This window comes from Hymenobacter canadensis (genome assembly GCF_027359925.1).
GTDB lineage: Bacteria > Bacteroidota > Bacteroidia > Cytophagales > Hymenobacteraceae > Hymenobacter > Hymenobacter canadensis.
Genome location: NZ_CP114767.1, coordinates 3,122,753 through 3,134,547, shown reverse-complemented (window position 1 = coordinate 3,134,547; position 11,795 = coordinate 3,122,753). Strand labels below are relative to the sequence as shown.

At 61.8% G+C, this 11,795-nt stretch carries 9 protein-coding genes; 6 read left to right on the top strand and 3 right to left on the bottom strand.

Annotated features, from left to right (window positions below; genetic code table 11):
• Position 1: 1 nt before the first annotated feature.
• Positions 2–343 (bottom strand): hypothetical protein, encoded by a 342-nt coding sequence (locus O3303_RS13490; RefSeq protein WP_269558917.1) that lies wholly within the window; start codon positions 341–343, stop codon positions 2–4.
• A 175-nt stretch (positions 344–518) separates the two neighbouring features.
• Here O3303_RS13490 and O3303_RS13485 point away from each other — a divergent pair, with 175 nt between their 5' ends.
• Positions 519–944 (top strand): DUF6799 domain-containing protein, encoded by a 426-nt coding sequence (locus O3303_RS13485; RefSeq protein ID WP_269558916.1) that lies wholly within the window; start codon positions 519–521, stop codon positions 942–944.
• Between the two features lie 21 nt (positions 945–965).
• On the opposite strand, the gene O3303_RS13480 is transcribed toward O3303_RS13485, so the two are convergent.
• Positions 966–2,918 carry a WG repeat-containing protein gene (locus O3303_RS13480; RefSeq protein WP_269558915.1) on the bottom strand — a complete coding sequence of 651 codons (1,953 nt, stop codon included), beginning with the start codon at positions 2,916–2,918 and terminating at the stop codon, positions 966–968.
• Between the two features lie 139 nt (positions 2,919–3,057).
• Here O3303_RS13480 and O3303_RS13475 point away from each other — a divergent pair, with 139 nt between their 5' ends.
• Together O3303_RS13475 and O3303_RS13470 are read left to right on the top strand one after the other, a co-directional pair.
• Positions 3,058–3,459, top strand: coding sequence for a hypothetical protein (locus tag O3303_RS13475; protein WP_269558914.1), 402 nt, complete (start codon positions 3,058–3,060; stop codon positions 3,457–3,459).
• 188 nt (positions 3,460–3,647) lie between these two features.
• On the top strand, positions 3,648–4,694 hold the full coding sequence (locus O3303_RS13470) for a hypothetical protein (RefSeq protein WP_269558913.1): 1,047 nt from the start codon (positions 3,648–3,650) through the stop codon (positions 4,692–4,694).
• 18 nt (positions 4,695–4,712) lie between these two features.
• On the opposite strand, the gene O3303_RS13465 is transcribed toward O3303_RS13470, so the two are convergent.
• Positions 4,713–5,243 carry an RlpA-like double-psi beta-barrel domain-containing protein gene (locus tag O3303_RS13465; RefSeq protein WP_269558912.1) on the bottom strand — a complete coding sequence of 177 codons (531 nt, stop codon included), beginning with the start codon at positions 5,241–5,243 and terminating at the stop codon, positions 4,713–4,715.
• A gap of 444 nt (positions 5,244–5,687) precedes the next feature.
• Here O3303_RS13465 and O3303_RS13460 point away from each other — a divergent pair, with 444 nt between their 5' ends.
• From O3303_RS13460 to odhB, 3 genes are all read left to right on the top strand, one after another.
• Positions 5,688–6,887 (top strand): SMP-30/gluconolactonase/LRE family protein, encoded by a 1,200-nt coding sequence (locus O3303_RS13460; RefSeq protein WP_269558911.1) that lies wholly within the window; start codon positions 5,688–5,690, stop codon positions 6,885–6,887.
• 209 nt (positions 6,888–7,096) lie between these two features.
• A complete protein-coding gene (locus O3303_RS13455) occupies positions 7,097–9,946 on the top strand; it encodes a 2-oxoglutarate dehydrogenase E1 component (protein WP_269558910.1) in 2,850 nt (949 codons plus the stop codon).
• Positions 9,947–10,074: 128 nt separating this feature from the next.
• Positions 10,075–11,742: a 2-oxoglutarate dehydrogenase complex dihydrolipoyllysine-residue succinyltransferase gene (odhB, locus tag O3303_RS13450; protein WP_269558909.1), complete on the top strand. Its 1,668-nt coding sequence runs from the start codon at positions 10,075–10,077 to the stop codon at positions 11,740–11,742.
• The last annotated feature ends 53 nt before the right edge of the window (positions 11,743–11,795 follow it).

Genomic DNA, 11,795 nt, shown 5'->3' with positions numbered 1-11,795 from the left:
ATTAGTTGCGGGTTTCGCGCTCTACTTCGGCAGCAGATTCCTTGGTTTCACGGGCTGCGTTGTTGGTAGCGTTTTCGGTAGCGGCAGCCGTTTTGTCGGCGGCGTTTTCGATGGCGTTGCCGGCGTTGTTGGCAGCGGCTTCGGTAGCGTTGGCAGCGTTGTTGGCGGCAGCTTCCGTTGCGTTAGCAGCATTGGTAGCTTCTGCTTCGGCAGCGTCGCCTACGTTTTCGGCAGCGGCTTCGGTATTGGCAGCAGCAGCATCGGCATTTTCTTTGCCTTCCTGGGTGCAGGAGGTAGCAGCAAAAGCAACGGCGGTAGCTACGAACAGGGCTTTGAACGACATTTTCATGGCAAGAAAAAGTTGAGTGTGGAAATTGACTGAACATCCCTTAATAGCGCCCTGCCGAAGAGGTAACCCACTGCCGGAGCCGCCCGCTGCTTAATGGGCATTATTCCAACGCTTCGGGTTTATTGTGCGTAAGCGGAGCCCTGATTTTCTGGTGTTTTTAGTTGAGTTGATGAAATATTTGCTGCCCGCATTGCTCGGGATGCTGCTGGCGCTGCCCATAGCGGCCCAGGCTCAAACCAACGATGGGTTTCTGCGCCGCGACGGCACCATGTATGTACTGCGCAACGGCCAGCCCCGCCCCATGGCCCACGACGTACACCTGCCCAACGGCCGCACCGTCACGCACGATGGGTTTGTGGTAGCGCCCGACGGCCGCCGCACCGAGCTGCGCAACGGCAGTGGCTGCGACCTGAATGGCCAAGCTACCGCCGCCACCGCCCAGGCCGACCGGGTGGTGCTGCAGCCCGTGGCCGGCAGTGCGGCCCCGAGCCGCGGCCTGGTGTATGTGCAGGCCTTGCCGGGCTGGGCCAAATGGGTTGGAGGCCGCGGAAAAGGCCGCTATAAAAAGCACAAAGGCAAAAAGCACGACGACTAGCGGCCGCCAAGGTCAGACCGCCTACTTCACCTCGTCGGCGTCGGTATCAATGTAGAACGTGCGGCCCTGCTGGGTTACCCGGGCGCGGCCCTCCACGAAGTCAGCCGCACTTTCGTAGGCGCCAAAGGGCTCGGTGCCCTCCGTGGGGTCGTCGAGATAGTCCTCCGTGATAAACGTATAGTGGCCGTTGCGCTTCACGCGGGCCAGTTCCTCCCGGAAAGCGTAGGCCTCCTGAAAGATAACCGGCTCCTTGGCCGCTTCTTCGAGCCCCGTGATGTAGAACCAGCCGCGGCGGTCCAGCACCGCGGCTTTGCCTTCGCTGAAGGGCCGCGCCGCGTAGTAGTAGGTGTTGAATTCCTGGCCCTGCAAATCCAGAAACGTGTAGAGTTTGCCGATGCGGGCGCGGGCGTAGCCGCCGGCGTAGGGCTGCAGGGCATCGTAGGCAAGCGGCACGGCTTCCGCACCTTCTTCATCAAGAAACCCGAATACCCCGTTCTGCTCCACCACCGCCCGGTTTTCGGCCTCGAAGGGTCCTGCGGAAGTGTAGCGGGCGGGCACCAGCGTATCGGCGTGGGCAGTGAGGTAGCCCCAGCGCCCGCCTTCCTGAAACGGCACCGGCGGCCCGGCCGTAGCCGCGCGCACGCCCCACCACACTAGGCCCGCGCCCAGCACTCCGGCGCCGGCCATAGCTGCCTGTTTCTTATACCGTCGCCACTGCCGGAGCTGCTGCTTGGCCTGAGGCCAGGCCAGCCGCGGCGTGGGCTGGCTGGCCGACACGCTGGCGGCTCCCGAAGGCGAACCTGCTGAGGCTGGAGTGCCCTGCTGGAGCTGCTGCATCAGACCTTCCAACTGCCGGATGCGGCTGTCGAGGGCGTGGTTGCGTTCCTCCAGATCGGTGCTGGCGGCACGCATGGCTGCCTCCAGGCGCTCCTTCTCCTGGTTCTCGACGGCCAGCTGCACCTGCAGGGCCTGGGCTTCGGCCGTTACGGGCGGGGCCGTGGTGAGCTGCCGACGCAGCTGGGTGATGCTGTGTTCCCGTTCTTTCTCACGGGTTTCCAGCGCCTGTAGCTGGGCGCCCAGCTCGGCCTGCATACTGGCCCGCAGCCGCTCCAGCTCCTCTTTCTGGGCCTGCGGGGCGGAGGTGCTGTAGGTGTCGTCAGGCAGCTGGTCGGCGTCGTGGTCCGAAACGTCCTCGGCGCCCAGCCAGCGCCAGAGCCAGCCCGCTGCCCGCCGCAGCTGAGTCGCTTCGGGCGAAGCCAGATTGGCCGGGGCAGGGCGGAGGTGCTGGGGTTGAGAAGCTTCCGGATCAGCGTCTGCCTGCGCCACGGGGCCTGCCGGCTCCGGTTCAGCAGCGTAGGCAGATGCCGCTTCATAAGGTTGATTATCAATGCCCTGTTGGCCAAGGTCGTGGGCCAGCTGCGTGATTTCGGCCGGCGTAAGGTCGATTTCCGGGGTGGCCAGCTGGCGCAGGCGCCGGGTGCAGTTGGCCGGGTTGGGCAGCAGATGAAAGCTGCTGCTGGCCGGCACGCTGCTCATACGCTCTTCTATTTCGGGCCCGAGCACCAGCGGCTGCTCAAACAGCGCCAGCCCGCCGATGAAGTTGAGGTTAGCCGCCTCCGCCGGCAGCTGAGGCCGCAACCAGGCCGCCAGCGCTTCTTTCTGCTGGCTGAATTGCTGAAAAGGGTTGTCGGCGCCGGCCGAGCCGGTGAGCGGGCGCCCCGCCAGCCGCCAGGCGCTGAAGCCAAAATCGGGGATGTGCAGTGCGCCGCCGCCCGGCAGCAGTAGCAGCAACACAATGCTGTGCGGCCGGATGAGCACAGCGTCCAGCACTTCCTCAGCGGGTCCGACCGCCAGATTTCCGAGCAGCAGTGTAGTGGAAGCACCAATTTCGGCCAGCAGGGCGGCCCGTAAATCGTCGAACTGCTGCTGCTTGGTGGCGTCTGCGAAAGGAATCGGGAGGTAGGTGTGGAGCATAGACAGAAGCGGCGGCCCGGCCGCAAGGCAAACCGGCCGGCAGCCTTCTACGCAGCGAACGGCGGCAGGGTAGCTCAACTTTTCCGGCGGCAGGCAAGTATAGACAACCACCTTCTTTTGTCAGTCATACTCTGCCCTCATGGATTCCACGGCCTCCACTCCCCAAAATACCCCCGTTCCGACGGTGCCACTCGCGGTAACGGACCAGCAAAACACTGCCTTGCTGGAGGATACCCTCACGCTGCTCAATGCCGGCCTGCCCGACAAGCCCGACCAACACGGCCTGACCGAAATAGAGCGCTGGGAGCAGGTGCTGAAAGCCTCGGAACGCCCCGGCCTGGCAAAAATAATTCAGGAATTGGCCACACTGCGCGCTCAACTCATGGCTTCCGATACCCAATCGCATGACCTGGCCGAAACGCTGGCCACGCTGGGCTCCGAAACCACGAAGGTGGCCGAAGAGTCGAACGGCGGCTATTCAGGGCCGCTGATGCACCTGGGCAAAGTGCTGATCAAGATGGGGTCTTCCCTGTCGCGCTAAGCCGGAACCGGCTATTTACTGGCACGCAGGCGCCTCATCAGCCAAGCCCCAACAACACGCGCGCCCCCACCTGCTACAGGTGGGGGCGCGCGTGTTGTTGGGGCCTGGTGCTTAATCGGGTCGTGGGCCGGTAGCGGCAGGCCAGTATCTGCGGCGTACTTTTGCGGCTCTTCGCTGCTTTCGTCTCTATGGAATCTGGTTCTGCTTTCCCGTCTCTTTCGCCCCTGGCCCTCTACGACCCGTTCACTGGGATGCAGTTCAGCCAGAAGCATTGTTTTCTATGCGGCACGCCCACGGTGCCCGGGCAGGATACGGTGCCTGTGTTTGCCGAGTGGCTGATGGCCCGCTACCAGCTGCACGAGCGCCAGATCAAGCTGCTGGATATGAGCATTGTGCGCTACCAGGATCTACAGATTGCCTGCTGCCCACAGTGCCGCACCCGGCACGTAGAGCCGCTGGAAGCCCGCGTGCAGCAGGCCGCCGCCCAGGGCCTGGCCGGCCTGCGCCAGCTGGATGAGCCGACGTTGTTTCTGTGGCTGGGCAAGATGTTCTACGGCGTGCTGGTGACGGAGCTGCTCAATGAGCTGATGCCGTTGGCCCGGCCCCAGTATCCGCTGGCCGAAAACGCCCAGCTGTTCCGGCGTTTCCAGGCCTTCTTCCAGCCGTTTCAGGGCCTGCGCGTGCCAATGGAATACGACGACTTCGTGCCGGGCTCCGTGTTTTTGCTGGAAGTTGATCAGCGCGAAGACGCGCTGCCCTTCTTCTACGACGATGACTTGAGCACGCTCACGTTCACCATCAAGCTCGACGAGACCATGCTCGTAGCCTGCCTCGTGGATAACGGCATCATCCGGCAGGCCATGCGCCGCGTCTACGACGATGCGCAGCGGCCCCTGCACCCGGTGCAGGTCGCGGAGTTCAAGGCCCGGGTGTATTACGGGGCCTATCTGCTCAATGTGGTGCCCGACTATTACCCGCGCGCCGTGCACCCCGGCGACACCACGCTGGTAATGGATACGCTGATTGACGACGTCACGGGCGCCGTCTTCAACCCCTGGGAAAACAGTGGCTACGCGCAGTCGTTGCTGGAAATGTGGAAGCCGTGGCAGATTCCGCTCGCGCAGATTCTGGCCGATCCGGCCCAGCCGCTCAGCCTGTTATACGACGCAGATGGCCAGCCCCGGCACCTGGAGCAGTTCCAAGGGCCGCAGGCAGAAGAAGGTGCGGAAAGCTAAAATTGGGTGGACTACAGGCTAGCTGGCCTGCCAGGCAGGCTCGAACACAAACTTGCTGAGTTTGATATTCGTCCAGCGGCCCTCAAGGCCGGTTTTGCATTCCCGCTCATTCACCAGCACGTCCACGCAGTGGCGGTGGCGGCGGTTCATGGTGTCGTGAATGATGTAAATTCCATCCAAAGCCGCGGAAATTCCGCTGACGCGCACTTTGTCGCCGTATTTGAATGGACCGCCCCAGTGGTTAAGTAGGTCGCGGGATACCGCGAGCCAGCGGGTTTTGCTGGAATGACGTGCCGGAATGATGGAGCCATCGGCCGTTTCCATCGGGGCATCGTCGGTCTGGCCCACTTCGGGCCAGTAAGTGGTTGCCGTAACGTGGTACGACAACGATGGGGGAGGGGCAGTGGGCCGCCGCATGGGCGTCACCGGTACCAGAAGCTGTACCGGACGGGGGCTGATGCTGGCAATGGTGGATGGCAGCGCAAGAGCCGAGTCAGTGAGAGTATGGGGTGGGAAGAGGAGGGTTAATAGGAATAAGGCAAGGGACATGACGTTTGGGTTCGTGGACTCTCGCTTCTTGTCCGGAGAGAATGGACAGCCGGCCCGACTCGGCTATTGGGTAAGTGCGCCAGCTGCATTAGCAGCGTAAAAACACTCTGTAAGGTATATTCAGCGGCCTGAAAAGCCGAAAACAAGCAAGTGGAAGACGTTTTATGATCTAAATATAGATAAAAATTATAATCAATTGCACTTGTAAAATATTGGCTTTTTGGAGGGCTCAAAGGTAACACTTTTTTTTGAACCGGGTTTTTCACCTGTTGCTAACTGTTTTAGTAAAACCGATAGAGCCGCTACTTGTTCAGGACCGGCGCATACGGCTGCATCAGGAAAAGGGTTGCAGGTAAGGCAGGAACCCTTCGACGGGGTGCGCGTATGGAATTGAAGCCGGTTTTTCGCCGCCTCTTGGCCTTAATTTCCCAACTACTGCTTTCTATGTCTTTCCCTTCCTCATTGCCTGACCGGAACTCCTGGCTGGCAACGGGCCTGTTGGCCGCGGCCTTGTTGCCAGCTTGCTCTTCGCCCTCCTCGCCCGCTACCGATGCCGCTGGCACCGCCGCTTCTTCTGACTCTACCCAGACGGCCGCGCCCGTTGCGCCGGCCAACTCGCCGCTGCAGGTGGTGGCCCAGTTCCGGGAGCCGCAGATGGTGGGTGTGGCCGTGCTGCCCGACGGCCGCGTGTTTGCCGACTTCCCGCGCTGGGACAACAACCCCGTGAATCCCATTGCCGAGGTGATGCCCGACGGCTCCGTGAAAGGCTACCCCGACGCCGACTGGTGCGCCTGGAACGAGACCGTGAAAAACGAGCCCCAAAAGCACTGGATCTGTCCCCAGAGCGTGCACGCCGATAAAACCGGCATGCTGTGGGTGCTCGACCCGGCCTCGCCCGGCATAAAGGGCACCGTGCCCGGCGGCCCCAAACTGGTCAAGATTGACCCTAAAACCGACAAAGTGGTGCAGAACATCAGCATCCCGGAAAGCGTGGCCTCGCGCAAATCCTACCTCAACGACGTGCGCATCGACACCCAGAACCAGTACGCCTACATCACCGAGTCGGGCGTGGGCAGTCTGGTGGTGGTGGATCTGAAGTCGGGGAAGGCGCGCAAGCTGCTGGCGGGCCACTCGTCGATGATGGGCGACACTACGCTCAACATCAAGGCCGATGGCAAGGAGCTACTGGACCCCACCGGCAAGCGCGCCCAGTTCAACGCCGACGGTATTGCCCTGAGCCAGGATATGCAATACCTCTACTGGAAGCCGCTGACTAGCTACACCCTGTTCCGCATTAAGACGGAAGCCCTGCGCAACCCGGCCCTCACCGATGCCCAACTGGCCTCGCAGATCGAGGACCTGGGCAAAGTGCCCGCCTCCGACGGGATGGAAATCGACGCCCAGAACAATCTGTACCTGAGTGCCTTCGAGGATCATTCCATCAAGCGCCGCACGCCGGCCGGCAAAATCGAGACGGTGGTGCAGGACCCACGCTTGGAGTGGCCCGATACGTTTGCCTTCTCCGGCGACGGCAAAACCCTGTACGTGACCACCTCGGCCATCCACAAAACCGCCACCTGGAACAAAGGCATCGGCAAGCAGGACCAGCCCTACTACATCTTCAAGATGGCGTTGCCTCAGTAGTAAATACCTGAATCCTACGAAAAGCCGTTTCTACCGAATAGAAACGGCTTTTCTCTTTTATTTGATAGATTGGCTACCCGTAGTCCGATTAACCAACGAATTGGAATTATATTATTGATGGTAAGGTTTATTTGCACATGCGAATATCAGTTTTTACTTCCTGATCAGGCTATTTATCTTTACCCCCTGACACTACCATCTCCCACCGCATGGACGCCAACTCCTATATCGCCAACGCCCACGGCGACTACCTCGACAACCTGTACCAGTCTTATAAGGCCGACCCGCAGTCGGTAGATGCGAGCTGGCAGAAATTCTTTGAAGGCTTCGACTTCGCCCAGCAGTACCCCGAAGGTGGTATTCCGCAAGCCGACGGCGAAGGCGTGTTGACCACGCCTGCCAGCACCAACCAAGCCGGGGCCATCCGGGCCGTGGATACGGTGGCTGCCGACAAGGAAACGCAGGTGCGCAACCTCATTCACGCCTACCGCAGCCGCGGCCACTTAGTGGCTAAAACCAACCCGGTGCGTGAGCGGAAGGACCGAAAGGCCCGCCTGAGCATTGCCGACTTCGGGTTGAGCGACGCCGACCTCGATACCAAATTCAAGAACGGCGAAGTGCTGGGCCTGGGCTCGGAAGCCACGCTACGCGAGATTGTGGCCGCCTTGCAGAAGGTGTACACCCGCACCATCGGCTTCGAGTATATGTATATCCGCGACCCGCAGGTGCTCGACTGGTTCCGCGAGAAAGTGGAGAAGGACTCGCTGAGCTTCAACCCCGGCGTGGAGTACAAGAAGCGCATTCTCAAGAAGCTGAACGAGGCGGTGGTGTTCGAGAACTTCCTGCACACGAAGTTCCTGGGCCAGAAGCGCTTCTCGCTGGAAGGCGGCGAAACCACCATTCCGGCCCTCGACGCTATTATTAATAAGGCCTCGGAGCTGGGCGTGCAGGAGGTAATGCTGGGCATGGCGCACCGCGGCCGCCTGAACGTGCTGGCCAACATCATGGGCAAAACCTACGAGCAGATCTTTTCGGAATTCGAGGGAACGGCCGTACCGGACCTGACCATGGGCGACGGCGACGTGAAGTACCACATGGGCTACTCGTCGGAGGTAGAAACGGAGGGTGGCCGCAAGGTCAACCTGAAGCTGGCCCCCAACCCCTCCCACCTGGAGGCGGTGAACCCGGTAGTGGAAGGCTTCGTGCGCGCTAAAATTGAGCACCAGTACGGCGGCGACTACCACCAGATTCTGCCCATCCTCATCCACGGAGACGCGGCGCTGGCCGGCCAGGGCATCGGCTACGAGCTGACCCAGATGTCGCTGCTGGAAGGCTACCGCACCGGTGGCACGCTGCACTTCGTGATCAACAACCAGGTGGGCTTCACCACCGATTTCGAGGACGCCCGCTCTTCGATTTACAGCACCGACCTCGCGAAGATCATCGACGCGCCGGTGCTGCACGTGAACGGCGACGACCCCGAAGCCGTGGTGTTTGCTGTGCGCCTCGCCACCGAGTACCGCCAGCAGTTCCACGCCGATATCTTCATTGATATGGTGTGCTACCGCCGCCACGGCCACAACGAGTCGGACGAGCCCAAGTTCACCCAGCCCACGCTCTACAACCTCATCAGCAAGCACCAGAACCCCCGCGAGGTGTACAACGCCATGCTGGTGCAGCGCGGCGACGTGGACGCGCAGCTGGCCCAGCAGATGGACAAGGAGTTCCGCGACACCCTGCAGGCCCGCCTGGATATGGTGAAGCAGAAGCCGCTGCCCTACAACTACCAGCCCCTCGAAAACGAGTGGCGCAGCCTGCGCCGCAGCAAGCCCGAGGACTTCGAGAAGTCGCCGGAAACGGGCATCAGCGAGGAAGTGGTGGCCAAAGTAGGCAAGGCCCTGACCACGCTGCCCGAAGGCTTCCGCCCCCTGAAGCAGATTGAAAAGCTGATGGAGGAGCGCAAGAAGATGTTCTTCGAAACGCGCATGCTGAACTGGGCCGCCGGCGAGCTGCTGGCCTACGGCTCCCTGCTCGACGAGAAGCATATTGTGCGCGTAAGCGGCCAGGACGTGCAACGCGGCACGTTCTCGCACCGCCACGCCGTGTTGCACGACGCCGAAACCTCGGCCCCGTACAACTCGCTCAACTACATTGGCGAAGGCCAGGAGAAGCTGAGCATCTACAACTCGCTGCTGAGCGAGTACGCTGTGCTGGGCTTCGAATTCGGCTACGCCATGGCCAACCCTACGGCTCTGGTGATCTGGGAAGCGCAGTTCGGCGACTTCGCCAACGGTGCCCAGACCATGATTGACCAGTTCATCGTGAGCAGCGAAAGCAAGTGGCAGCGCATGAACGGCGTGGTGCTGCAGCTGCCCCACGGCTACGAAGGCCAGGGCCCGGAGCACTCCAACGCCCGCCCCGAGCGGTTCCTGCAGCTGGCCGCTGAAAACAACATCATCGTGGCCAACATGACCACGCCGGCCAACTTCTTCCACGCGCTGCGCCGCCAGCTGACCTGGGAGTTCCGCAAGCCGCTGGTGGTGATGTCGCCGAAGTCTATGCTGCGCCACCCGCTGTGCGTGTCGCCGGTGGAGGAGTTCACCTCCGGCCACTTCCGCGAAGTGCTCGGCGACGTGTACGCCGACGCCAAGAAGGTGAAGCGCGTGCTGCTGTGCTCGGGTAAAGTGTACTTCGATTTGCTGGACGAGCAGCAGCAGTCGGGCCGTACTGATGTGGCCATTGTGCGCCTCGAGCAGCTGCACCCCTTCCCCAAAAAGCAGCTCGACGCCGAGCTGGCCAAGTACCCCAAGGCCAAGCTGTACTGGGTGCAGGAAGAGCCCGAAAACATGGGCTACTGGAACTACCTGCTGCGCTTCATGCGCCGCGAGCTGGAAGATGTTATTTCGCGCAAGCCCTCGGCCTCGCCGGCTACCGGCTACAACAAGGTGCACGTGAAGGAGCAGAAGGACATCGTGGCCCGTGCCTTCGACAAGCCCAAGGAAGCCGTGGCCGACGACAACATCAAAGCCACCGCCGAAGTAGCCAAGAAGCAGGATTAGTCCTGTGTCATTCCGAGCAGCGCAAGGAATCTGAGTGAAAACGTGCAACGACTTCTCTCAGATTCCTCCTGCGTCGGAATGACAACTTCCCCGACATTCCCCACCGAAACCCTTCAAAACTCCCACTTATGGGTCTGGAAATTAAAATCCCCGCCGTCGGCGAGTCCATCACCGAAGTAACCATTGCCAAGTGGCTGAAAGCCGACGGTGACACCGTGAAGCGTGACGAGATTCTGGCCGAGCTGGAATCCGACAAAGCCACGTTCGAGCTGCCCGCCGAGGCCGACGGCGTGCTGAAAATCCGCGTTGCCGAGGGCGAAACCATCGGTATCGGCACCACCATTGCCGAAATCGACGGCGACGGTGCGGCCGCGCCGGCTGCTGCGGCTCCGGCTGCCAGTGCCCCCGCCGCTCCTGCTGCCGACCCGGTAAGCCAGGGTGAGCAAAACCCCAAAGCCAGCGACCAGGCCGGCTACGGCGGCCAGCCAGAAGGCGGTGCTGCCGGTGCTCCGGCCGCTGCTGCTCCGGCTGCCGGCAACGGCGGCGGTGCTACCGTGGAAATGACGATTCCGGCCGTGGGCGAGAGCATCACGGAAGTGACGGTGGCCAAGTGGCTGAAGGAAGACGGTGCCCAGGTACAGCGCGACGAAATCATTGCCGAGCTGGAATCGGATAAGGCCACGTTTGAGCTGCCCGCCGAAGGCACCGGTATCCTGCGCCACGCCGCCAAGGAAGGCGAAACCATCGGTATCGGTGCTACCATTGCCCGCATCGAAGGTGGCAGCGGTGCCGCCGCTCCGACTCCGGCTCCCGCCGCTGCTCCTGCTGCTGCTGCCCAGGCTGCTCCGGCCGCTACTGCTCCGGCGGCTTCGGCTACTATCAGCTACGCCACGGGCACGCCTTCGCCGGCCGCCGGCAAAATCCTCGGCGAAAAAGGCATCAGCCCCGCCGACGTGCAGGGCTCGGGCCGCGACGGCCGCATCACGAAAGAGGATGCCCAGAACGCCCAGGCCAAGCCCGCCGCGCCGGCTCCGGCCGCTGCTGCTCCTGCCAAACCGGCTGCGGCTCCGCAAGCAGCTCCGGCCGCCAGCGGCAACCGCAACCAGCGCCGTGAGCGGATGAGCAACCTGCGCAAGACCGTCGCCCGCCGCCTAGTGTCGGTGAAGAACGAAACGGCCATGCTCACCACCTTCAACGAGGTGAACATGCAGCCCATCATGGACCTGCGCAACAAGTTCAAGGACAAGTTCAAGGAGAAGCACAGCGTGGGCCTCGGTTTCATGTCGTTCTTCACCAAGGCCGTGTGCGTGGCCCTGAAAGAGTGGCCCGCCGTGAATGCCCAGATCGACGGCACCGACATCGTGTACAACGACTTCTGCGACATCAGCATTGCCGTATCGGCCCCCAAAGGCCTCGTGGTACCAGTAATCCGCAACGCCGAGGAGCTGTCGTTTGATGGTATCGAGAAGGAAATCCAGCGCCTCGCCGGCCTGGCCCGCGACAACAAGCTCACCATCGAGCAGATGACCGGTGGCACGTTCACCATCACCAACGGCGGCGTGTTCGGCTCCATGATGAGCACTCCGATCATCAACGCCCCGCAGTCGGCCATCCTGGGCATGCACAACATCGTGCAGCGCCCGATTGCCGAAAACGGCCAGGTGGTGATTCGCCCGATGATGTACCTCGCCCTGAGCTACGACCACCGCATCATCGACGGCCGCGAGTCGGTATCGTTCCTGGTGCGCGTGAAGGAGCTGCTCGAAGACCCGACCCGTCTGCTGCTGGGCGTCTAAATCACGGATTTAACCGGATTAGTCGGATTTCACGGATTTCATGACCGATAACG